Origin of the sequence: Geobacillus sp. Sah69, assembly GCF_001414205.1 — a bacterium.
Classification (GTDB): domain Bacteria; phylum Bacillota; class Bacilli; order Bacillales; family Anoxybacillaceae; genus Geobacillus; species Geobacillus stearothermophilus.
In genome coordinates, this window is the sequence record NZ_LLKS01000032.1 from 88,440 (window position 1) to 108,861 (window position 20,422).

25 protein-coding genes and 4 pseudogenes are annotated in these 20,422 nt (G+C 50.4%); 14 read left to right on the forward strand and 15 right to left on the reverse strand.

What is annotated here, in order from left to right:
• Window positions 1-76: 76 nt before the first annotated feature.
• Window positions 77-220: pseudogene (locus AP057_RS16985) on the forward strand (DUF3870 domain-containing protein); the annotation flags it as partial.
• Here the strand turns inward: AP057_RS16985 and AP057_RS18140 are convergent.
• On the reverse strand, window positions 213-668 hold the full coding sequence (locus AP057_RS18140) for an NTF2-like N-terminal transpeptidase domain-containing protein (RefSeq protein WP_327058481.1): 456 nt from the start codon (window positions 666-668) through the stop codon (window positions 213-215). The pseudogene AP057_RS16985 and the gene AP057_RS18140 sit on opposite strands and share 8 nt — an antisense overlap.
• On the opposite strand from AP057_RS18140, the gene AP057_RS06910 reads away from it, so the two are divergent.
• The gene (locus AP057_RS06910; RefSeq protein ID WP_055358388.1) at window positions 658-1,488 is read left to right on the forward strand and encodes a glycosyltransferase family 8 protein; all 831 of its coding nucleotides are present in this window, start codon (window positions 658-660) and stop codon (window positions 1,486-1,488) included. The genes AP057_RS18140 and AP057_RS06910 overlap by 11 nt on opposite strands.
• A 53-nt stretch (window positions 1,489-1,541) precedes the next feature.
• On the opposite strand, the gene AP057_RS06915 is transcribed toward AP057_RS06910, so the two are convergent.
• The 4 genes and pseudogenes from AP057_RS06915 to AP057_RS16175 all read right to left on the reverse strand — a co-directional run.
• The gene (locus AP057_RS06915) at window positions 1,542-1,727 is read right to left on the reverse strand and encodes a YfhD family protein (protein WP_033009876.1); all 186 of its coding nucleotides are present in this window, start codon (window positions 1,725-1,727) and stop codon (window positions 1,542-1,544) included.
• An 89-nt stretch (window positions 1,728-1,816) separates the two neighbouring features.
• Entirely contained in the window at window positions 1,817-1,945 is a 129-nt protein-coding gene (locus AP057_RS16170) for a YfhE family protein (RefSeq protein ID WP_080706560.1), read from the reverse strand.
• 135 nt (window positions 1,946-2,080) lie between these two features.
• A complete protein-coding gene (locus tag AP057_RS06920) occupies window positions 2,081-2,635 on the reverse strand; it encodes a GNAT family N-acetyltransferase (protein WP_055358389.1) in 555 nt (184 codons plus the stop codon).
• A 268-nt stretch (window positions 2,636-2,903) separates the two neighbouring features.
• Window positions 2,904-3,101: pseudogene (locus AP057_RS16175) on the reverse strand (DUF1731 domain-containing protein); the annotation flags it as partial.
• Window positions 3,102-3,182: 81 nt separating this feature from the next.
• Here AP057_RS16175 and recX point away from each other — a divergent pair.
• Window positions 3,183-4,010, forward strand: coding sequence for a recombination regulator RecX (gene recX / locus AP057_RS06925; protein WP_033009880.1), 828 nt, complete (start codon window positions 3,183-3,185; stop codon window positions 4,008-4,010).
• Window positions 4,011-4,012: 2 nt separating this feature from the next.
• The gene (locus tag AP057_RS06930) at window positions 4,013-4,351 is read left to right on the forward strand and encodes a YfhH family protein (protein WP_033009882.1); all 339 of its coding nucleotides are present in this window, start codon (window positions 4,013-4,015) and stop codon (window positions 4,349-4,351) included.
• 79 nt (window positions 4,352-4,430) lie between these two features.
• On the opposite strand, the gene AP057_RS16180 is transcribed toward AP057_RS06930, so the two are convergent.
• From AP057_RS16180 to AP057_RS06940, 3 genes are all read right to left on the reverse strand, one after another.
• Window positions 4,431-4,592, reverse strand: coding sequence for a YpzG family protein (locus AP057_RS16180; protein ID WP_080706561.1), 162 nt, complete (start codon window positions 4,590-4,592; stop codon window positions 4,431-4,433).
• A gap of 71 nt (window positions 4,593-4,663) precedes the next feature.
• Window positions 4,664-4,825: a small, acid-soluble spore protein K gene (locus AP057_RS06935; RefSeq protein WP_033009883.1), complete on the reverse strand. Its 162-nt coding sequence runs from the start codon at window positions 4,823-4,825 to the stop codon at window positions 4,664-4,666.
• Window positions 4,826-4,941: 116 nt separating this feature from the next.
• Window positions 4,942-5,922, reverse strand: a complete 981-nt coding sequence (locus tag AP057_RS06940) for a metal-dependent hydrolase (protein WP_055358390.1) — start codon at window positions 5,920-5,922, stop codon at window positions 4,942-4,944.
• A 155-nt stretch (window positions 5,923-6,077) separates the two neighbouring features.
• Here AP057_RS06940 and AP057_RS06945 point away from each other — a divergent pair.
• Window positions 6,078-6,479: pseudogene (locus AP057_RS06945) on the forward strand (MFS transporter); the annotation flags it as partial.
• A 146-nt stretch (window positions 6,480-6,625) separates the two neighbouring features.
• Window positions 6,626-7,726, forward strand: a complete 1,101-nt coding sequence (mutY, locus tag AP057_RS06950; protein WP_055358540.1) for an A/G-specific adenine glycosylase — start codon at window positions 6,626-6,628, stop codon at window positions 7,724-7,726.
• Here mutY and AP057_RS06955 read toward each other — a convergent pair.
• Window positions 7,723-7,947, reverse strand: coding sequence for a hypothetical protein (locus AP057_RS06955; protein WP_033016704.1), 225 nt, complete (start codon window positions 7,945-7,947; stop codon window positions 7,723-7,725). The two genes, mutY and AP057_RS06955, sit on opposite strands and share 4 nt — an antisense overlap.
• A 59-nt stretch (window positions 7,948-8,006) precedes the next feature.
• On the opposite strand from AP057_RS06955, the gene fabL reads away from it, so the two are divergent.
• From fabL to AP057_RS16185, 5 genes and pseudogenes are all read left to right on the forward strand, one after another.
• Entirely contained in the window at window positions 8,007-8,756 is a 750-nt protein-coding gene (fabL, locus tag AP057_RS06960) for an enoyl-[acyl-carrier-protein] reductase FabL (protein WP_033016705.1), read from the forward strand.
• Window positions 8,757-8,814: 58 nt separating this feature from the next.
• Window positions 8,815-9,006: a gamma-type small acid-soluble spore protein gene (locus AP057_RS06965; protein WP_055358392.1), complete on the forward strand. Its 192-nt coding sequence runs from the start codon at window positions 8,815-8,817 to the stop codon at window positions 9,004-9,006.
• 236 nt (window positions 9,007-9,242) lie between these two features.
• Complete coding sequence (locus AP057_RS06970; protein ID WP_230581390.1) at window positions 9,243-9,446, forward strand: YgaB family protein; 204 nt, start codon at window positions 9,243-9,245, stop codon at window positions 9,444-9,446.
• A gap of 117 nt (window positions 9,447-9,563) precedes the next feature.
• Window positions 9,564-10,097: a DUF402 domain-containing protein gene (locus tag AP057_RS06975; protein ID WP_055358541.1), complete on the forward strand. Its 534-nt coding sequence runs from the start codon at window positions 9,564-9,566 to the stop codon at window positions 10,095-10,097.
• Between the two features lie 154 nt (window positions 10,098-10,251).
• Window positions 10,252-10,398: pseudogene (locus tag AP057_RS16185) on the forward strand (ABC transporter permease); the annotation flags it as partial.
• 13 nt (window positions 10,399-10,411) lie between these two features.
• Here AP057_RS16185 and AP057_RS06980 read toward each other — a convergent pair.
• From AP057_RS06980 to AP057_RS06990, 3 genes are all read right to left on the reverse strand, one after another.
• The gene (locus tag AP057_RS06980; RefSeq protein WP_055358393.1) at window positions 10,412-11,491 is read right to left on the reverse strand and encodes an aromatic acid exporter family protein; all 1,080 of its coding nucleotides are present in this window, start codon (window positions 11,489-11,491) and stop codon (window positions 10,412-10,414) included.
• A 170-nt stretch (window positions 11,492-11,661) separates the two neighbouring features.
• Window positions 11,662-12,657, reverse strand: coding sequence for a hypothetical protein (locus tag AP057_RS06985; protein ID WP_055358394.1), 996 nt, complete (start codon window positions 12,655-12,657; stop codon window positions 11,662-11,664).
• Between the two features lie 252 nt (window positions 12,658-12,909).
• Window positions 12,910-14,196 (reverse strand): glutamate-1-semialdehyde 2,1-aminomutase, encoded by a 1,287-nt coding sequence (locus tag AP057_RS06990; protein ID WP_033016710.1) that lies wholly within the window; start codon window positions 14,194-14,196, stop codon window positions 12,910-12,912.
• 174 nt (window positions 14,197-14,370) lie between these two features.
• On the opposite strand from AP057_RS06990, the gene AP057_RS06995 reads away from it, so the two are divergent.
• Genes AP057_RS06995 through AP057_RS07005 form a run of 3 tightly spaced genes read left to right on the forward strand, consistent with a single transcriptional unit; the run spans window position 14,371 to window position 16,948 of the window.
• Entirely contained in the window at window positions 14,371-15,375 is a 1,005-nt protein-coding gene (locus AP057_RS06995) for an ATP-binding cassette domain-containing protein (protein ID WP_055358395.1), read from the forward strand.
• Window positions 15,368-16,159, forward strand: coding sequence for an ABC-2 family transporter protein (locus tag AP057_RS07000; protein ID WP_055358396.1), 792 nt, complete (start codon window positions 15,368-15,370; stop codon window positions 16,157-16,159). Before AP057_RS06995 ends, AP057_RS07000 begins: the two co-directional genes overlap by 8 nt.
• Window positions 16,160-16,162: 3 nt before the next feature.
• Window positions 16,163-16,948, forward strand: a complete 786-nt coding sequence (locus AP057_RS07005; protein WP_033016713.1) for an ABC transporter permease — start codon at window positions 16,163-16,165, stop codon at window positions 16,946-16,948.
• A gap of 137 nt (window positions 16,949-17,085) precedes the next feature.
• Here AP057_RS07005 and AP057_RS07010 read toward each other — a convergent pair whose 3' ends face one another.
• The 3 genes from AP057_RS07010 to AP057_RS07020 all read right to left on the reverse strand — a co-directional run bounded on the left by AP057_RS07010 (window position 17,086) and on the right by AP057_RS07020 (window position 20,221).
• On the reverse strand, window positions 17,086-18,219 hold the full coding sequence (locus AP057_RS07010; RefSeq protein ID WP_015375695.1) for an IS4-like element IS5377 family transposase: 1,134 nt from the start codon (window positions 18,217-18,219) through the stop codon (window positions 17,086-17,088).
• A 143-nt stretch (window positions 18,220-18,362) separates the two neighbouring features.
• Window positions 18,363-19,580 (reverse strand): RNA-guided endonuclease TnpB family protein, encoded by a 1,218-nt coding sequence (locus tag AP057_RS07015; protein ID WP_055358397.1) that lies wholly within the window; start codon window positions 19,578-19,580, stop codon window positions 18,363-18,365.
• Between the two features lie 80 nt (window positions 19,581-19,660).
• Window positions 19,661-20,221 carry a Uma2 family endonuclease gene (locus AP057_RS07020; RefSeq protein ID WP_033016078.1) on the reverse strand — a complete coding sequence of 187 codons (561 nt, stop codon included), beginning with the start codon at window positions 20,219-20,221 and terminating at the stop codon, window positions 19,661-19,663.
• Between the last annotated feature and the right edge of the window lie 201 nt (window positions 20,222-20,422).

The following is a 20,422-nucleotide window of genomic DNA, read 5'->3' on the forward strand; positions in this document are numbered from 1 at the left end:
AAATAGATGTACGCCGCGAAACAAGATAATAGTTGGTATAACAGCAACAAGAAAGACGAGGAAAGAGGGAAAGCGGATGAAAACGCAGTTTATCGCCGGCCATGCGCGGCTGCCGGCCGGAATGGCGGCCAAAAGCCTTTACGATACGCTGACGATTACGGCGGAAATTGATAAAAAGTACGGGGGGATCGTGGAGGCATCATGCACACTGGCTACTGAATGAACAGGGACTGGGGCAACGGATAAGTGAGACACCTGGATGTCGCCGTAAATTTTTTTATAGCGGTCAACAAATTGCTCTTTGCCGACTGTTTTTTCGTTTCTTCTGAGAGCATGTCGTACATTTTCGCAAATTGCTGTTTCGTCCAGTAGGAGGTGTACGTTTTTAATGCATCGTGCGGCGATGGCGGTTTGCTGCAGGAGAAAAGTGTGATTGCTAAAAACGAAATGAGAGCCAACACCCAACGAACATTCCCCATATGTTTCCAATCCCCCTTTTTCTGTTCTCTTTCCACTATATCATGGACAGGAAATATGATCCAACGAAAAGGATGATAGGAAAACATTGCTGTCCAAGGCCAAAAGGGGCAACATTTGCCTGCGTTCAGATATAATGTAGAGAAAGGGGAAACGATGACGCAAAGGAAGTGATGATGCATGTTCCGCATTTTAGTGACGGCAGACGCCAATTATCTTCCACCGCTGAAAGTGCTTATGTATTCGTTATTTTGCAATAACCGGCGCCCGTTTACATTTTATTTGCTTTATTCGCGCATTGCGGAGGAGGAGATCCGGGCGCTTAGTGATTTCGTTCGCAAGCAAGGGCATGAACTGGTGCCAATTTATGTCGACCCGCAGCTGTTTCATGATGCTCCGGTGTTTCGCCACTATACGGCTGAGATGTACTACCGACTGGCGGCGCATTTGTTTCTTCCGCCCGATGTCGACCGGGTGCTGTACTTGGATCCGGACATTGTCGCCATCAATCCGATCGATGAGCTGTATGAGATGGACTTTGAGGGGAACTGGTTTATCGCCGCCGAGCATACGCATTCGACCAAAGTGGCTAATTTGTTCAACAAACTTCGCTTGAAAACGCCGAATGCGAAAGGTTATTTCAACACGGGCGTCATGATGATGAACATCGCGGCGATGCGCGAACACGTCCGGCTCGCGGACATTTACCAGTTTATCCGCGACAACCGGTTTAAGCTTGTCCTTCCTGACCAAGATGTGCTCAATGGGCTGTATTGGGACAAAATCAAACCGGTCGATGGCTACCGTTACAACTATGATGCCCGTTATTACGATTTTTTGCAGCTGTTGCCCAACCCAAAACATAATTTGGCGTGGATCGAGGAAAACACCGTCTTTATTCATTATTGCGGCAAAGAAAAACCGTGGAAAGACAATTACAAAGGGGAGCTCGGCCTCTTTTACAGGCGATACAGCCAAGTGCTCGAACCGGCGGGGGAGGCGGCGACATAACGGTGCGGTCTGCACAGGAAAGAGGTGTCCCATTGAAAGGACACCTCTTTCCGTTACCGTTTGCGCTCTTGCCGGCGGATGCCAGCAGCGGCCGCGCGCGCCTGCGCCTCGAGGTCTTCATGGTCGGCAAATTCCGCCGAATATTCGACGTCAATGCCGTCAGATTTCAATTGTTTGGGAACCTGCGGCAAAGTTGCTTTGTTTTTGTCGCGCGTCCGTTGTCCGCGAGATCGGCCCATCGTCCATGCCCCCTATAAAGAAGTGTGAATCGTACGATTCATTCATTAGCATGGCATGGACGGCGCCGCCATATAAATAGCAATCATTTCTAATGGCGCGCTTTTTTGGCAGTGTAACCGCCCGCTTGGTCCGCCATTTTAAAATCGCGGGCATAGCTTACTTCTTGGGCGCTTGTCAACGTATGCTTCACTTTTTCGCGTTTTCGTTTTTCCTCCATCGCTCGTTCCCTCGCTTTGCATGATATGCCTTTAGTTCCATTTTGGACGAGGCCAGCCGTTTTTATGCATACATAAATAAAAGAGGATGTCCGAACGGACAGCCTCTTTTTCGATCGTCATGCGTCCTTCCGCGCTTACGCTTCTTTTCGTTGTTCCTTTTCCAGCGTAAAGGAGGGATGGCGCATCGTATAAAGCGTGTAGTTGTCTTTTGTAATTTCGTACAAATTGTATACATCCGCGCCGATTTGCTCGAGCAGCGCCCGCCGCGTTTCATTGGCCGGCGTGACGTACGGCAGTTTTTCCGCCGCTTTGATCGAGCGCACATTGACTTTGCGGATGCGCAAAAACACCGTTTCGATGGAAAGCTCATAAAACAGTTCATGGAAAAACGCTTCCTTGGCGCGCTGATTGTAGCCGCGCCCGTGGTACGGTTTGCCAAGCCACGTTCCTAAAAAGCCGGCGCCGTCTTGAATGTCAAAGAGGCTGATCGTGCCGATTGGGTTTCCCCATTCGTCTAAAATCGTGCGCGAAATCAATTCGCCGCGTTCTTCCGCCTCCATGAGCTGTTTTGTCATGAATAAAAACTCTTCGTACGAGCTGGCTTTTTGGCGCACGAAAGGGAAGACGTCCGGATGCACCATCAGCTCGTACAGCGCATGGCAGTCTTGCAGCTCGCGTTTTTTCAACATGGCCCATCCCTCCTTTGGATGCCGAGGGCAGCCTCCCAGCGGGAACCCACCCTCGAAATTTTTTTATAAAAACATCGTTAAAAAAATTTCGGGGTGGGAATCGAACCCACTAGAACCAGCGCGAGCGCTGGTGGCGCACCATTTGCCTCCCCCTTATTCCTGTCCGTATGCGGTTATGAACCACAACTGCCCTGAAGTCTTCTTTATCATACACGATTAGATGAAAAAAGGGAATTGCTTTTTTGTTAATTTTTTTGGATATTTTTTGTCAGCCTTGCGGCAAAAACAAATCCGTGAGACAATCTTCTAACGTTGGAAACGAAAAGCGGAACCCAGCTTGCAGCAGCTTTTCCGGAATGACGCGTTGCCCTTCGGCAACAAGCATGCTCATTTCGCCGAGGAGAAGGCGAAGTGCCCAGGCGGGAACCGGAAGCCAGTGCGGGCGGCGAAGCAGGCGGGAGACCGTACGACTGGTTTATTTTATGACTTCGCTTTTGGTGTCAGAAGTTCCTGCTTATGATACCATAAAAGATAAGGGGGACAAACAATGGGAACGATTGCCGACATTGTCGCAACCGAACAAAATGCTGAACGATTTTGGATTGTCGTGCACCGTGACGGCGCACCGTCGTTGAGATTGACAGTTGATCAAGATGTATTGCTTCAATTCCGCTTGAAAAAAGGGTTGGAGATCAGCGACGACCTGCTTCAACATATTGTGTATGCCGATGAGGTGAAAAAGGCGTATCAACAGGCGCTTTACTTTTTGGCGCACCGGATGCGTTCGGAGCATGAGGTCGCTGCACATTTGCGAAAAAAAGGCGCTCCGGATTCGGTGATTGATGAAGTGCTCAAAAAACTTCGCGCTGAGCGGTATGTTGATGACGGGGCGTTTGCGGCCGCCTACGTGCGCACGCAAAAAAAGACGGCGGCGAAAGGGCCGCTTCTCATCCGCGCTGAACTGGAACGGCTCGGTGTTTTGGGCTGCTTGATCGAGCAGAGTTTGGCGGAGTATACGTTGGATGAACAGATGGCCATCGCCCGCTCGCTTTACGAAAAGGCGAAAAAACAGCGCCGGGCTGAATCGGCTCGCGCGTTTTTGGAACGGGTGCGGCAGCAGCTGATGCGCAAAGGGTTTCCGCATGAGGTGATTGCCGCCGTTTTGGCGGATGGCGGCGCTCATACTGAACAAGAAGAACGGGAGGCGCTCAGTGTTCAGGCGGAGAAAGCGCACCGCCGTTATGCGCACCACCCGCGGCCGCTTTATGAGCAAAAGATGCGCCAAGCCCTTTATCGGAAAGGGTTTTCACTCGACTTGATCGATGAATGGCTGCGCGGGCAAGGCAGCGGTGAAAACCAAAAAGGGGGATCGTGACCATGAGAGAGGACCAAAAACGGTATAGCGAGATGACGAAAGAGGAGTTGCAGCGGGAAATCGCCGTGTTGGCTGAGAAAGCGCGCAAGGCGGAGCAGATGGGCATGGTGAATGAATATGCTGTCTATGAGCGAAAAATGGCCATGGCGAAAGCGTATATGCTTAACCCTGCTGATTTTCCTCCGGGAGAGATTTATGAAATTGAAGGAGCACCTGGGGAATATTTCAAAGTTCGCTATTTAAAAGGAGTGTTTGCCTGGGGCTGGCGGCTGAAAGGAAACGGGGAGGAAGAAGCGTTGCCGATTTCGCTGCTCCGCAAGCCGAATTTGCCCTCCTCATGACAGGCGGGATCAATTTGCAGCCAGACGGAAAGCGAGTCGAAAGAAAAAACTTAGGGGGAACAACCCCTAAGTTTTTTCGCTACGACTGCTTGCGCGTCTCCCGCTCTAAAATGATGAGGTCGAGCGTTTGCTGCGTTTCACCGTTCACCTGCGAATGAGCGTGTTTCGGATTGGCCCACGGCTGCTGGAACGGATTCGAGTAAAAGTTGTCATAAAATTTTTTGCGCTGATGGTGACTCATGACCGTTCACCTCGCTGCTGAATGTGCCGGGGAGCAGGCGAATGTGTCCATGCTCCCCGGTTTTTCTCTCTTTAGAAGAAGTCGCTGCGCTTGCCTGAAGCGCGCATCCGCTCTTGTGGGTGAGTGTTGGTCGTCCCGTCAGCCCGCTTGGACGCGTATTCCGCTTTGGCGCGCGGCTCGCCTTCGAGCTTGTTGTTGTTTTGGTTCGGGAAGTTGCGTTCCTTATTTCGCACGGCCCATTCCCCCTTTTGAGGCGAGCTCGTGTTGGATGGCCAACACGTATTCTTATTATGAAACGAAGGGGGGCGCTTATGTGTGCAAATTGTTGGGATCAAAACAAGCCGCTCTGTCAGTTTGGCGTCACCTCGAGCTTTTTCCGCAGCCTTCCTTCGCTGAAAATCCAGCCCGTGTATGAGCTGACAATGTTGAGGTTGCGGTCTAGCTGAACGACGGCCACGAATGGATAGTATCCTTTGCTCCGGTAGCGCAAATCAGTAAAGCGCACTTCATAATAGTCGTCGTATTCGTTCATTTCCCAACGGTACACCGGGGAAAACGACAAAAAGGCGGCGACGTTTTCATCGCGCTTGGCGGCGTTGATCACCGGGTGGTCGGGAAGCGGCCGTTTTTGGAAGCGGTCGAGGATGATGAGTTCGCCGTGTTTGACGCGGGCAACGTAAAATTCGTCGCAGGTTGAAATGGCTAAATGCCATTCGCGCGGCCGCCACGTCGGCACAGTAATGATGTCCGTCACTCCTTGTATAGAGGCGTGCACGAGCTGTTTAATGTTGGCTTGCTCGCGGAAGCGGAACACATAATACGCGGCCACGAGCGCATAAACGACGAGAAACGCATAACCGGGGTGGACGTTGAGAAACAGGGCGCCGACGCCGAGCAAATGAAGCGCAAAAATAACTGGGTCAAACGTATGAACGACGCCAAGGGCGATCCATTTTTTTGTGAACGGGCGCAGCGCTTGCGTCCCGTAAGCGTTAAAAATATCGACAAACACGTGAAAGGCAACAGCCAAAAACGTCCAAAGCCAAACGCGGAGCCAGTCCGTTTCCGGATAGACGGCGGCCATGATGCCGACGATCAACAGCGGCCAAATGACAACGGCGGGAATCGAATGGGTGATGCCGCGATGATTGCGAATATATTTGGCGTTATTGCGCAACTTTAAAATTGTATCGATATCGGGTGCCTGTGATCCGGCGAGCGTGCCAATCAATACGGCATGGGATAAAAACGGGTCATGGGCAATGGTGGGGTCGAGCGATGCTAAGCTGCCGAGCGCCACTCCCATCAAAACATGTGTGCCTGTATCCAACGTGAAGGCGCCTCCTTTGTCAGCGTCGCTTGTTAGTATATCCCGCCCGGGGTCGGGCCAATAACCGTTCTCTTGTCCAGTTGGGGCAAACAACGGTATGGCTATTGTATCATACGACACCGACAGCTGAGGAGGGGCGGAATCACTAAAATTCATTGCCGACGCAAGCCGGCAGCGGATGGTGTTTTGGCAAACAAAACAGCGCCCTGCTTTTGCACAGGACGCTGTTGGTTTTGGAAGAAGAGGTTTCAGTTGTCAGCTTTTTAGGTTTGTCGGCTGCGTTCCTTGGCCATTTTGTGGAAAAGCACGGGCCGCGGAAATCCGGGCTATTGGCGGCCGTCTTCTTTGGCCTCGGGGTGACGGGGGCTGGTTTGGCCGTGGCGCTTGGTTCGAAATACTTGCTGTATTTGTTTTACGGGGTGTTGGGAGGAATTGGGCTTGGCGTCGGATACATTGCGCCAGTGTCAACGCTTGTCAAATGGTTTCCGGATCGGCGCGGGTTGGCTACAGGGCTGGCGATTATGGGGTTCGGGTTTGCTGCGGCGATTGCGCGCCCAGCATGAACAAATCGCCTATGTTTCGGCGGCTAAGGAAAGTTGAGAACGATTTCCTTCCGTTTCCCCTCGGCGTGCGGCAAGCCACGCCGAGGGCTTTTTGATATAATGGGATGGACAATAGGCATCATGGGGGAAGAATAGTGAAAATCACAACGTGGACTAAGCGGTTTCCGGCGCGCGAGTTTCAGCGCGATTTGCTTGACTGGTTCGCCCGGGAGCGCCGCGACTTGCCGTGGCGAAAAGACCGAGACCCATACAAAGTATGGGTGTCGGAAGTGATGCTGCAGCAGACGCGCGTCGAGACGGTGATCCCGTATTTTGAAAAGTTTATGGAACAGTTTCCGACGCTGGAGGCGCTCGCCGAGGCTGAAGAAGACGAGGTGCTGAAGGCGTGGGAAGGGCTTGGCTACTACTCGCGCGTCCGCCATTTGCACGCGGCGGTCAAGGAAGTAAAGGAACGGTACGGCGGGCAGGTGCCGGACGATCCGGAGCAGTTTTCGAAGCTAAAAGGAGTCGGTCCGTACACAGTCGGGGCGGTGTTGAGCCTTGCCTACGGCGTGCCGGAACCGGCGGTGGACGGCAATGTCATGCGCGTGTTATCGCGCTTGTTTTTCGTGACGGATGATATTGCGAAACCATCGACGCGAAAACGGTTTGAACAAATCGTCCGCGAGATTATGGCGTACGAAAACCCGGGAGCGTTTAACGAGGCGCTGATTGAGCTTGGCGCTCTTGTTTGCACGCCACGCCGCCCATCATGCCTTCTTTGTCCCGTGCAAGCCTACTGTCAAGCGTTCGCCGAAGGGGTGCCGGAAGAGCTGCCGGTGAAAACGAAAAAAACAGCGGTCAAACAAGTGGCGCTCGCAGTAGCGGTGCTGGCCGATGATGAAGGACGCATTCTCATCCGCAAGCGCAGCAACACCGGCTTGTTGGCGAATTTATGGGAATTCCCGGGCTGTGAAACAGGCGGGGAAGAAGGGAAAGAGAAGCTCGGACAAATGTTGCATGAGCGGTACGGTTTGCAAATCGAGCTGGCCGAGCCGTTTGCCTCGTTTGATCACGCGTTTTCCCATCTAGTTTGGCGGCTGACGGTGTATCGCGGGCGTCTAGTTGACGGCGGACCGGTGGAAGAGCCGCTCCGGCTCGTGCCAGGCGACGAGCTTGAGTCTTATGTGTTTCCGGTGTCACACCAGCGTATTTGGCGTAAGTACAAAGAACAGGCAGGCGAAGCGCACCGCCTGCATTAGTCAGGCACTGTCATCGTGCCGTTTGTATACGTCGCTTCACGGCGCCCAAGGCCGCCGCGCGCTTCGATTTCTTCGAGAATTTCGCGGTAGATCGTTTGCCCTTCGGCGTTTAAATACGGAGCGATTTGCTGGAATGAATGGTGAAAATGAGCGAGTTCGTCGTCTGTCCATTCCGTTTTCGGGATCATGGACAATTCTGTCATATCGCGGCCAACGTACATAGGCTGCGCCTCCTTCGCGGTGGAATTCGGCTATATTATACGTAAAGGGGCGGAAAAACATGAGTGGAAAAGTAGCGGTCGTGACAGGAAGCAGCCGCGGCATCGGCAAAGCCATTGCGATGCGGCTGGCGCAAGAAGGATATGATATCGTGGTCAATTATGCCCGCAGCAAAACCGCTGCTGAAGAAACGGCTCGTGAAATTGAAGCGCTCGGGAGAAAAGCGCTCGTCGTCAAAGCGAACGTTGGCGATGTCGAGAAAATCCGGGCGATGTTTGCCAAAATTGATGAAACGTTCGGACGGGTCGACGTGCTCGTGAACAACGCTGCCTCCGGCGTGCTGCGCCCGGCGCTGGAACTTGAGGAAACGCATTGGAACTGGACGATGAACATCAACAGCAAAGCGCTTCTCTTTTGCGCCCAAGAAGCGGCGAAACGGATGGAGCGGGTTGGCGGCGGGAAAATTGTGAGCATTAGCTCGCTTGGGTCGATCCGCTATTTGGAAAACTATACGGCGGTCGGCGTCTCGAAAGCCGCTCTGGAAGCGTTGACCCGCTACTTAGCTGTCGAGCTGGCGCCGAAAAACATCGCCGTCAACGCCGTTTCCGGCGGAGCAGTTGATACGGAGGCGTTGAAGCATTTTCCGAACCGCGACGAGCTGCTCGCCGATGCGGCGGCCAACACGCCAGCTGGGCGCCCAGTCAAACCGGACGATCTCGTCAACGCCGTTTTGTTTTTATTATCCGATGCCGCCGAGATGATTCGTGGGCAGACGATTATTGTTGATGGTGGAAGATCTTTGCTTTTGTAGTGTCCACGGATAAGTCCGTCACCTTCGGGGCATAGTAAGGCATGTGGAGGTGAGAACAATGGCCAAACAACCGAACAAAACAGTAGCTGGCACGAACATTCAAGAAGTAAGACAACAAAATGCCCAATCGGCTCAAGCTGCTCAAGCAGGCCAATTCGCAACGGAATTTGCGGCTGAGACGAATGTGCAACAAGTAAAACAACAAAATGCGCAAGCGGAAGCTCGCAAAGCGCAAAATGTCAATCAATAACCAACGATCATCCATGGCTGACGCCTGGCGGTTGTGACGACGGCGTATGTTGCTACAAGAGCGCAGGCGATAGGCCGAAGATGGAAGGAAAAAGCAGGGGCAGCGCGCCCCTGCTTTTTTTGCGACAAAAACCGCCACTCTTTTGCAAGATTAGCGAAAGGGATTAACGGCTTAAGGAGCGAACTGTTTTGTTAAAGCCAGGAGGCAAAAGGGGAAGGGAGAATGGAGGAAGAATGATGGGGCATGGGTGGATGAATGCCGGGGACGAAGCGCTGTTTTTGCGGCATGAGATGGAGCGTTGCGACCAGCTTGCTCGCGAGTTGGACGAGCTCGAACGCGAAGCGCCGACCTCCGCGCTTCGCGAGGAAGTGCGGCGAATGAAGCAGCAAGTCGAAGACATCCGCCGCGCATTTTTCGGACAGATGGCGTCCAGAGCCTAGACGGAGCGGCCGCTTGGCCGTTCCGGCCTGGGCAAATCGGCCTGCTTTTCTTTTCATTGCCAAAAGAACACGGTATAATACAGAAGAAAAGCTCCCGTCGGAAAGTGGGGAAGAATGATGCCGGCATATCCTCGGGAAGGGAAAATCATTCAAATCCATAGCTACAAACATAATGGGATGATTCACCGCATTTGGAACGAAACGATCGTGTTAAAAGGAACGCCATCCTATGTGATCGGCGGCAACGACAAGACGCTCGTCATGGAAGCAGACGGCCGGACGTGGGTGACGCGCGAGCCGGCGATTTGTTTTTTTCATGCTAAGCACTGGTTTAACATTATCGCCATGATCCGTGAGGACGGGGTGTATTATTACTGCAATTTAAGTTCACCGTTTGTTTGGGATGAGGAAGCGCTCAAATACATCGATTACGATTTAGACATTAAAGTGTTTCCGGACATGACGTATATGCTGCTCGATGAGGATGAGTACGAACGGCACCGCCGCGAGATGCACTATCCGAATGTGATTGACCGCATTTTAAAAGACAACGTCCATAAGCTTGTCGGCTGGATTCAAGAGCGAAAAGGGCCGTTTGCGCCCGAGTTTATCGACAAATGGTACGCGATGTTTCAAGCTTACCAAAAATAAATAGCGGCGTGAAAAAAGCCTGTTCGGCACCGCTGGCAGGTTTTTTCTGCTTTTTTGTCGAAAGAGGCGCGCATGAGGAACTGATGGAAAAGGGAGGAAGCTATTATCATTTGTTGACGATCCAGCAGTTGCAGTAGTAAGCAAAAATATTAAGAAAATGTTGTCTGATGCCAAAGACTTCTTGACCCAAGCACCGTGGACGATGATTTTCCCTGGATTGGCGATCATGCTGACGGTGCTTGGCTTTAACTTAATGGGCGACGGGCTGCGCGACGCGCTTGACCCGCGGATGAAAAATTGAGAGAGGCGGCCTGCTAGGAGCGGCCGCCTGCCGACTTTTCGAGCTGTTTGGCCAATTCGTCATCGTAATGGTAATGGTGAAAACTATCAATTAACTTGTCTAAATGCTCAAGCCGGTCTCCATAATCAATAATGGCGCCGAGTAACGAAAATAAGCGGTAATCGGAAGGTGGCTGCCCGTCGGCGTAAATCATGGAAGCGAGCTGCCCCCGTTCGCGATCGATGCCTTCTGCCCACATGTGATGGGGAAGCGGCTTTGCTTGATGAACAAACTTCAGCAACATTTGCTCGTGATACCCAACCAGGCTGCCAAGGTGCAGGAAGATGGCATGGCGAAACGGGTCGGACAGGCGGCCCAACTCATTCTCAAGGCGGTGGAGCCATTTTAATACGGACAGCGCCCGGTCGGCTGAGGCAATCATTTGCCGATACAGCACAAGCTTGCGCGACTTTTGGAAGCGTTGGCGTCGAAAATAGGTGCGTTCTTCTTTATACATTAAATACAAGTGCTCCAGTTTCGTCATTTCCTCGTGCAACGTTTCGATCTCGTCCTTTAAGTGATGATGATCGGTCGCCTGCTGTTGACAAAGGCGAATCCATTTCAAAATCGCTTCCGTCTCATCGCGAATTTTTTCGTACAATTTCTTTTCATACTTTGGCGGCAAGAAAATCAAGTTGACAAGAAAGGCGGCGAAAATGCCGAACATAATCGTTAAAAAGCGGATGGCCGCAAATTCGATAAATTGGCGATCCGTGTATTCCATAATGGCAATGACGGTGACAAGCGCCACGGAAATTGTCGACGATTCAAGGCGCATTTTTAGGCAAAGAGCGATCACAACCATGAGCGTCAAGCCGACGACCAGCGGGTCGCGGCCGAGGATAAGAACCGCCGCAATCGCGAACAAGGCGCCGATCACGTTCGCCTGCATTTGTTCGATGAGTGACAAATATGAGCGATAAATGGTTGGCTGCATGGCAAATACAGCGGAAATGCCGGCGAACACCGGTGACGGAAAGTGAAAGAGCGCCGCCAAAAACAAGGCGAGCGCCACCGCGATCCCCGTTTTGAAAATGCGGGCACCGAGCTTCATCTATGGAAACCTCTCCTTTTCCATTTTCGTAGACCATTCAGTACTATACACACTTTTAGATATGAGTGCAAGAAAAAAAATATAACGCCCTGCCGAAATCAGCAGGGCGTGAAGGATCAAAAGGCGATCGGAGCATGTGCATCGCGCCGATTGGAGAGGCGGATTGCCATCTATTGGAGGAAATGGTCGCCATTCAGCCATTGGGTTCGCCCCGTTGTGGAACGGATGAGCGCCAGCGGCTGGCCGGGAGCGAGCGGTTCAGCATGGCCGCCCTGCGGACGAGAGGCGATGAATACACGGGAGGAATCATCCGTTTTCCAAAGCGCTCCGGCTGTTCCGGCGACCCATACGGCTTCTTGTTCGAAGCTGGCGGCCAAACATGCCGGCAGCTGTCCGATAGACGGCAAGCTGTGTCGTTTGGCCGCGTCGGGCCAAAAGGCAGCTCTGGCTGCCTCGAGCAGGCTGTAACCGTGGTCGTAAATAAGCGTTTCCACAGCGCCAACAGACATTTCCCCGCAATGGACAAGCATGCCGGCTGAACCGAGCCGCTGATGGCAAAAGAAAGACTCCGCCCCATTGGCATAGGCGAACGAAGCGGCTGAGGCGAAAAACGGATGGGATACATCCGGTTCGCGCAACAAATCAGCCAGTGTATATGCTTGATAGATCACATGAGTGTGGCCGAGCGAAGCAACGCGGACGTGCGGCTCGCGTTCCATAGCGGCCGTCAGTCGAAACAAGCGGTCTGATAACGAAAATACATCGCCTGGCAGCATGGCGATTTGCCAAAACAAGGCGCTTTCATCTGCGGATGGCCGGATGGTTTCGAACAGAAGAATGAAGCCGAACTGTTTGCACAATTGGCGAAGGTGCGCCCGAACCCGCTCAGCATCAGCGGAAGGCGCAACGTGTATATGGCCGACGGTGAAATAGCTGTTTGTTGCAATTTCCGGATTTTGTCCAGCATTCGCGAGTTTTTCCATCCATAGTTTGCGCGGGATGTCCAGCTGAATCGCAGCGTTTCCTTTTGCGCCCCATTGGGCAAGCGCCTGAAGGACAGTTTGGACATGTTCGTTGGTCGGGATGTTCCGCTTTTCCATTGCCGCCAACAGTATGGCGCCGCGTTGGTTCGCTTCGTTTGCCGAACGATATGTACGTTGCTCCATGTATACTTAGGCGCGGTCGGGAGGGCGCTCTCCCCTCGGCGCCGGTCACCTCCTCCACTGCTTGCTGGATGAAAAATACGAGTCTTAATTTTCAGAATTTGATGTTTATCATATCATGCAGGCAGGTGGAAATCAATGACCCTTTCCTGTTCTCCTGCTTTGTTCACAAAATTGTCAACAAATGCAGTGAAAACAAAACAGCGCCTGCCTGACGCGGGCGCTGTTTGACGAGGGTGACGGAGGCGCAAGCGCTTATAGCTGCCGAAACGCCTTGCCGACCGCCTCGATCGTATAGGCGATGTCGTCTTCTGTATGGGCGAGGGTGATAAACCATGCTTCATATTTCGATGGCGCGAGATTGATCCCTTGTTTGAGCATGAGCTTGAAAAATTTCGCAAACAACTCGCCGTCGCTGCGCTGGGCTTGCTTGTAGTTTTCCACCTTTTCGTCCGTGAAGAAGACGGTGAGCGCGCCTTTTAAGCGGTTGACGGTCACCGGAAGGCCGCATTGGCGAGCATGGGCAAGGATGCCCTCTTCCAGCATGGCTCCCAATCGGTCGAGATGCTCATAGACGCCCTCTTGTTTCAACACCTCAAGGCAGGCGATGCCCGCAAGCATCGATGCCGGGTTGCCGGCCATCGTCCCGGCCTGGTACGCCGGTCCGAGCGGAGCGACTTGTTCCATAATGTTCTGGCGTCCGCCGTACGCCCCAATCGGCAGACCGCCGCCAATAATTTTCCCCATCGCCGTCAAGTCGGGCTCCACACCAAGCAAGTTTTGCGCTCCGCCGTACATAAAGCGGAAGGCGGTGATCACTTCGTCGTAAATGACGAGCGCCCCTTCCTTGTGAGCAATCTCATTGATCGCTTCTAAAAAGCCCGGTTTTGGTAGGACGATGCCGAAGTTGCCGACGATCGGCTCAACCAATACGGCGGCGACTTGTTCGCCCCAAACATTCATCGCTTCACGGAATGAGTCGACATCGTTGTATGGCACGGTAATGACTTCTTGGGCGATGCTTTGCGGCACGCCGGCTGAATCCGGCGTCCCCAACGTCGATGGCCCCGAGCCGGCGGCGACAAGTACAAGGTCCGAATGGCCGTGGTAGCAGCCTTCGAATTTGACGATTTTGCTTCGTCCGGTGTAGGCGCGGGCGACGCGGATTGTCGTCATCACCGCTTCCGTCCCCGAGTTGACAAAGCGGACTTTCTCAAGCGACGGAATCGCCTCTTTCAACATCTTCGCAAATGTAATCTCATGCGGCGTCGGCGTGCCGTACAACACACCGGTCTCGGCGGCGCGGCGGATGGCTTCCGCGATGTGCGGATGGGCGTGCCCGGCGATGATCGGTCCGTAGGCGGCCAAGTAGTCGATGTACTTGTTTCCATCCACATCCCAAAAATACGCCCCTTGCGCCCGCTCCATCACGACTGGGGCACCGCCGCCGACCGCTTTGTATGAGCGGGACGGGCTGTTCACCCCGCCAACGATGTGCTGGAGCGCTTCTTCATACAATTGCTCCGATTTTGTCCATTGCATCGCTTCATCCTCCTGTTCCCGATGACTGCCTCTTTATTTTACCATAGCGCGCACACTTGTCTGGAAAAACAAAAAAGGTGAAAATAGCAACGATTTATGTATAATTGCAACATAGGAGAAGGGCGGATGACGTCCTTTTTGATGTTGATGTGATGAAGAGGCAGGAGGAGAACGATGAACGCCATCGAAGTAGAACAATTGCGCAAAGAATTTAAAGTGCACAAAAGCCGCTCCGGCCTCGTCGGAGCGTTTCGCGATTTATGGACGCGCCGTTATGCGACCATCCGGGCGGTGGACGGCATTTCGTTTGCGGTCAGGCAAGGAGAGATCGTCGGCTATATTGGCGAAAACGGCGCCGGCAAGTCAACGACGATCAAAATGTTGACCGGCATTTTAACGCCGACATCCGGGCGCATTGTCGTCAACGGGATGAATCCGCATAAAGAGCGGGAGAAATTTGTGCGGACGATCGGCGTCGTCTTCGGCCAGCGCTCGCAATTATGGTGGGACATCGCCGTGCAAGAATCGTTTCGTCTGTTAAAAAAAGTATACCGCGTCCCCGATGAGCAATATCGCCGTCATATGGGCGAAGTCATCGAGATGCTAGACATCGGTCCGCTCCTTGACAAGCCGGTGCGCAAGCTGTCGCTTGGCCAGCGGATGCGCTGCGAGATCGCCGCCGCCCTCATTCACAACCCGCCGCTGTTGTTTTTGGACGAGCCGACCATCGGTTTGGATGTGCTGGTGAAACTGAACATCCGCCAGTTTTTAAAGCAATTGAATGAACGGTATGGCACGACGATCCTGCTGACGACGCACGATATGTCAGACATTGAAGCGCTTTGCGAGCGGGTGATTATGCTTGATGAAGGGAAAATCATTTATGACGGTTCGCTCGGGCAGTTGAAAGAAAAATGGGGCCAAGGAAAACGGATTTCGTTTACATTTGTTGAAGAAGCCCCCCTCGTTGCCTTGCAGGAGCTGACAACTGGATTGGATGTTAATTGGAAACAAGGTGAACAGCCGAACGTTTGGGTGGCGCACGTTCCATCAGGAGGCGTGCCGGAAGTCGTCAGCCGCGTCGCCGCCCGCTATCCACTGCAAGACATCCACATTCATGAAGTGCCGACGGAGGAGATCATCCGCAATATTTATCAAGAAGGTGCGGCTAATGGGTAAGTATGTCGAGATGATCCGCATCCGCTTTTTAATGATGCTTGCCTACCGGACAAACTATTATACTGGCATTTTGATTTACGCCATTAACATCTCAGCGTATTACTTCCTTTGGTCGGCTATTTATGGCGGCAAATCATCGATGCAAGGAATGTCGCTTGGGCAAATGACGACGTATGTCGCCATTTCCTGGCTGGCGCGGGCGTTTTATTTTAACAACCTTGACCGCGAAATCGCGATGGAAATCCGCGATGGAAAAATAGCGACGGAACTCATCCGTCCGTACAGCTATTTAGGGATGAAAGCGGTGCAAGGGATTGGCGAAGGGTTGTTCCGCTTGTTCTTCCTATCGTTGCCGGGGTTGCTGGTTGTCTCGCTCTTTTTGCCGCTCGAGTTTCCGGAACACGCCAAAACATGGCTGTCTTTCGGCTTGTCGCTTCTATTCAGCTTTATCATCTTTTCGGAGCTGAACTTGCTTGCGGGAGTCGTGACATTTTTTACGTTCCGAAATGAAGGGCTGCTGAGGGCGAAACGGTTTATTATTGATCTATTTTCCGGTCTGATTTTGCCGTTGTCGTTTTACCCGGATTGGGCGCAACAGCTCATGGCGTATATGCCGTTTCAAGCCATCAGCTACATTCCAAGCATGATCATCACAGAAAGTTTTCAAGGAGCTGCTGTCCGTGATGGCCTGCTTCTGCAGGCGGCATGGTGCGTGCTGTTATGGTTTCCGATTGTGCTGTTATGGCGGGTGGCGAAAAAACGGCTCGTTGTGCAAGGGGGGTAGACTTTGTTTTACGTATCGGTTTTTTTTCAATATATGGCCCAGTACATGAAGACAAAATGGCAATACCGCGCGGATTTGCTGATTGAATGGTTGTCCGACTTCATGGCGCAGGCGGTCAACTTGGTGTTCTTGCTCGTCGTGTTTGGCCATACGACGCTGCTTCACGGTTGGTCGCGCGATGAGATGTTGTTTATTTATGGCTTTTTCCTTGTGCCGTACGCCGTATTTGGCGCCTTTTTTAATCTATGGGATTTCAACGAGCGCTACATTGTTCAGGGAGAAATGGATCGCGTGTTGACGCGCCCGGTTCACAGCCTGTTCCAGATCATTTTGGAGCGGATGGAGCTCGAATCGTTGCTTGGCGCTGTGCCCGGGCTGATCATTATGCTGTATGCCGGCAGCCGCTTGTCTCTTTCATTTCATTGGTATGATGTCTTCGTGTTTATTTTGCTTGTGATTGGCGGTGCATTGATTTACGCCGGCATTTTCATTTCACTGGCGACGATCAGTTTTTTTGCCGACGCCCGCACATCCATCATGCCGATGATGTACAACATCAGCAGCTACGGCCGCTATCCGGTCGATATTTATCACCGCGTCATCCGCTATATATTAACGTGGGTGCTGCCGTTTGCCTTTGTCGGCGTTTATCCAGCTTCGTATTTTCTCCATAAGCAGGAATGGTATGGTTATGCGTTTTTGACCCCGGTTGTCGGCATGTTGTTTTTCATCATCGCCGTGATGCTCTGGAGCGCCGGGGTCAGGAGGTACCGCGGGACGGGGAGCTGAGTGCTCCCGTTGTTTGCCGCGGCGTCTGTCATGAAATGGACAAACAATAGTCAAACAATCGCCACAATCGCGCATGCATTGCGGTGCGCCTTTCGCGTAAAATATTTATATGAAAGTGTTCGCATCACGAGTGTTGATTATCCAAAATTATACATACGCCTTCCATAAATTTGGGCATACTCAAACAAAGCAGCGGCCATCCCGGATTTCCAATCGAGAGGAAGCTGCCCAGAGAAAAAACGGCGAACGAACGAAATGAAGGAAAGAGAGACGTTCGTCTGTTTTTTGGTTTGATCATACAGCCATCGCAGCAACACATACGCGATGAACGCCGCAAACAGTTGGTTGTATACCGCATTTTCCGTCGTGCCAAACAAGGTCGGGACATTCAGATATTGCTTCACCCAACGGAAAAAGACCTCAACAGTCCAACGTTGTTGGTACATGTCGGCAATGGTTTCCGCAGACGCATGGAAGAGGTTCGTCACGACCCGAATGTCGCGGCCATTCGCATCTCGAAAGATCACTACCCGGTGACGCTTGGTGGAGCGGCATTGTTTCGTCCCCAACTGGCACGTGAAGTCGGCTTGAACCGATGAGGATGTGCTGGAAAGGCGTTTCAAGCTTTTTTTCTGATGAAGTTCGATGTTGTCCTTCATTCGAATGACAAAGAGCTGATGCTGCTCCACAAATCGATCGAGGCGTTCGATTTTGAAATACGCCCGGTCTTCCACGAGCACTTGTTGAGCGTTCGTCAACTGTTCTCCCACCGGGCCATCATGACGCAGTCCGATGGTTTCCACCACGTCTGCCGGCAGCGAGGATTCCGGCGAATACGCGACGTGCAGCTTCACTCCGGCGCGTTCGCCGTGATATGGCGCCCATGGCAGGCGGTTTTTCCCGACCGTGACGGTCGTCGAATCCACCACCCGAAGCGGTTTGGGAAACCGAAGCGAGCGGCGGGTTTGGCGGTTGCACTTGGAAATGATCAACGCCAACAAGCGTTTCATGATGTCATAGGGAACTTCTTTCGCTTTCTTGGATACTGTGGAATAATGGAATCGCGGCAATCCATACAGAGGCCCCACATCGGCTCCGTGGCGAAAGCTTTTCCATTGATGCATGGCGGCCAGCAGGAAGAAGTGAATCAACTCGCGCAACGTAAAGGTTCGAGACGAATCACGATACCCAACCGCTTCGGCAATCAGTTGAATCTCTTCATCCGAAACAAGTTTTTGCATCAAATTCGGGAGTGTGGTATGCTTGTTCATAGAGAGCACCTCCTGGGTTTGTTTGTGTCGYTACTCACATTCTACAGGAAAGGTGCYCKTKKTKCTAKAYMMWYTSGAWWYTAWTGSATAAWCAAYACGCCTGTTCAATTATATTAAAATCTTTTATTAAACATTATTCTTTGTTAAGCTACATTTAGCTTAACAGGGTGTAACCCTACACCCTCTACCCCATTGGCGAACGCCTTTGGGAATACTTTTCTCATGATGTTGTATGCTCCATTGACATCTGCGTTAATTAAAATACCTTTATTGGATTTAAATAAACCTCTCTTAATTCTTCTGTTCTTATCATAATTTTCTTTGATTGGAGCTTCGCCATCTAAAAACGATGTTCCACTTGTATATGATTCTTCTGTTAACACAACCTTAATTCCAACTTCTTCACATTTGTATTGTAATTGTTCAATAAACATATCATAAGGAATTTGAACGAACGCTTGATTTAATCGTTTCCCTAAATCAACCTCTTGTTTCCAATTATCATTTTTACCAATAACAATCGTATCAATATTATGCTTAACACACCAATCTACAACATATCTACTTGCTTTATGCATGAAGTCTTTAATTTTATTGTTTCGTTTTAATGTTAATTTTTCTAGTCTTTTACTCCAATTCAATCCATTTTGTTTCTTTAAAATACTTTGAAAATACGCTTTTTGTTTGTTGTAGTATTGATTTATGGATTTGACTCCTTTGCCATTAATAACAATCGGTGTTTCACCGATGTTATTTACCATAGTTACAAAGTTGTTTAATCCTAAATCAATACCTACAACACGATTACTTTCACGAATCATATTTGGAATTTCTTTTTTATAAACAACTTCAATTACGTAAATACTACCCTTTGGTACAATTCGCACTTGTTGCAATCCTTCAATAACCTTTGTTTTTAGTTTTAAATCAGTTTTTGGAAATTTAATATATCCATCTTTAATTTTGCATTGTTGATTAGTAAAAATCACCACATTACGCCCATTTTTCTTTTTATATTTAGGCAACTTTGGTTTACCCAAATATTTTTCTTTGTTTTTACTCCAATCCTTTATAGCCTTGAAAAATGACTTCCAGTTCTTATCTAGCAATCTTAATATTTGTTGCGATGTTTGAGCAGGTAATTCTTTATAAACTTGTTTATGTTTCAACATCTTATCTAATGAATTATAACGAATCCATTCATTGTTATTTATAAACTCTTGTCTAACAATGTAATTAGCATAATTGTAAAGATTTTTAGATTTGAAACATAAATCATTACAATAATGATATAAGTAATGATAGGAATTAATTTGATGTTGTTCAACTCTTGTTACTAAAATATTTATCGCCTCCTTCATTTATATTTTAATATTTTTTTATTATAAATTTTTAATATTCTATATTAGATTTAATTTATTTTTTGACTATACGGATATTTTTATTGAAAAAATAATCGCCTCGCCTCGAGAGAACAATCGGTAAATAGAAAAGAGATGATGGTTTCATTTTCCCCAAACGCTTCTCTTTTTTTAAAAAATCCATCTTCTAACCCAAATACTTCAATCGTTTTATACAAAGGGTCAACAATCCAATATTCTTTTACACCAAATTGTTCGTATAGTTTAAATTTTTCATTTCGATCTTTTAATGCTGTAGACGGAGAAAGAACCTCGACAATGAGTGTTGGTGCGCCTAAACAGCCGTTTGGTGTTAAGTTGTTTCGATTGCAAATGACAGAAATATCGGGTTGAACGACATGTTTTGCATATGTGTAGTCATCGTTTTCGGAGAGACGAACATCAAAAGGAGCAATGGCAACGTAGCAATCTTTATTTTGAAAGTACGAACGAAATGCGAACGATAGTTCCATAACGGTAAACTGATGCTCCCACGTTGGTGAAGGGCTCATGTTGTAAGCTTTTCCATCAATAAGCTCCCAACGCCCATCCCATTGAATATAATCGGCATACGTATACAGTTTGGATGGTTCTGGATTCATCGGATCTCCCTCGCTTTTTTCATTATTATACCATATCCAAAACGGCAACGATGATTGAAGATAACAAATTGCATTCGCGATGGCGGCTTGTGGTTGACTCGACAAGTTTGCAAAGCGGGCTGTCCGTAAGGCCAATGCAGCTGGTCTTACAGACAGCCCGCTGTCTTTTATGCGGCGCTAGACCGTTTCGGTTTGCGGGAG

What these genes read in the sequence shown, in the direction of transcription:
- AP057_RS07020 (WP_033016078.1), bottom strand. Translation starts at nt 20,221, where the DNA reads ATGAATCCAGAACCATCCAAACTGTATACGTATGCCGATTATATTCAA.
- AP057_RS06970 (WP_230581390.1), top strand. Translation starts at nt 9,243, where the DNA reads ATGGGGCATGGGTGGATGAATGCCGGGGACGAAGCGCTGTTTTTGCGG.
- AP057_RS06990 (WP_033016710.1), bottom strand. Translation starts at nt 14,196, where the DNA reads ATGCAATGGACAAAATCGGAGCAATTGTATGAAGAAGCGCTCCAGCAC.
- AP057_RS06980 (WP_055358393.1), bottom strand. Translation starts at nt 11,491, where the DNA reads ATGAAGCTCGGTGCCCGCATTTTCAAAACGGGGATCGCGGTGGCGCTC.
- AP057_RS06975 (WP_055358541.1), top strand. Translation starts at nt 9,564, where the DNA reads ATGCCGGCATATCCTCGGGAAGGGAAAATCATTCAAATCCATAGCTAC.
- AP057_RS18140 (WP_327058481.1), bottom strand. Translation starts at nt 668, where the DNA reads ATGCGGAACATGCATCATCACTTCCTTTGCGTCATCGTTTCCCCTTTC.
- AP057_RS16170 (WP_080706560.1), bottom strand. Translation starts at nt 1,945, where the DNA reads ATGGAGGAAAAACGAAAACGCGAAAAAGTGAAGCATACGTTGACAAGC.
- AP057_RS06915 (WP_033009876.1), bottom strand. Translation starts at nt 1,727, where the DNA reads ATGGGCCGATCTCGCGGACAACGGACGCGCGACAAAAACAAAGCAACT.
- AP057_RS06910 (WP_055358388.1), top strand. Translation starts at nt 658, where the DNA reads ATGTTCCGCATTTTAGTGACGGCAGACGCCAATTATCTTCCACCGCTG.
- AP057_RS06920 (WP_055358389.1), bottom strand. Translation starts at nt 2,635, where the DNA reads ATGTTGAAAAAACGCGAGCTGCAAGACTGCCATGCGCTGTACGAGCTG.
- AP057_RS06965 (WP_055358392.1), top strand. Translation starts at nt 8,815, where the DNA reads ATGGCCAAACAACCGAACAAAACAGTAGCTGGCACGAACATTCAAGAA.
- AP057_RS07010 (WP_015375695.1), bottom strand. Translation starts at nt 18,219, where the DNA reads ATGAACAAGCATACCACACTCCCGAATTTGATGCAAAAACTTGTTTCG.
- AP057_RS06995 (WP_055358395.1), top strand. Translation starts at nt 14,371, where the DNA reads ATGAACGCCATCGAAGTAGAACAATTGCGCAAAGAATTTAAAGTGCAC.
- fabL (WP_033016705.1), top strand. Translation starts at nt 8,007, where the DNA reads ATGAGTGGAAAAGTAGCGGTCGTGACAGGAAGCAGCCGCGGCATCGGC.
- AP057_RS06930 (WP_033009882.1), top strand. Translation starts at nt 4,013, where the DNA reads ATGAGAGAGGACCAAAAACGGTATAGCGAGATGACGAAAGAGGAGTTG.
- AP057_RS16180 (WP_080706561.1), bottom strand. Translation starts at nt 4,592, where the DNA reads ATGAGTCACCATCAGCGCAAAAAATTTTATGACAACTTTTACTCGAAT.
- AP057_RS06955 (WP_033016704.1), bottom strand. Translation starts at nt 7,947, where the DNA reads ATGTACGTTGGCCGCGATATGACAGAATTGTCCATGATCCCGAAAACG.
- AP057_RS07015 (WP_055358397.1), bottom strand. Translation starts at nt 19,580, where the DNA reads ATGAAGGAGGCGATAAATATTTTAGTAACAAGAGTTGAACAACATCAA.
- AP057_RS07000 (WP_055358396.1), top strand. Translation starts at nt 15,368, where the DNA reads ATGGGTAAGTATGTCGAGATGATCCGCATCCGCTTTTTAATGATGCTT.
- recX (WP_033009880.1), top strand. Translation starts at nt 3,183, where the DNA reads ATGGGAACGATTGCCGACATTGTCGCAACCGAACAAAATGCTGAACGA.
- AP057_RS06985 (WP_055358394.1), bottom strand. Translation starts at nt 12,657, where the DNA reads ATGGAGCAACGTACATATCGTTCGGCAAACGAAGCGAACCAACGCGGC.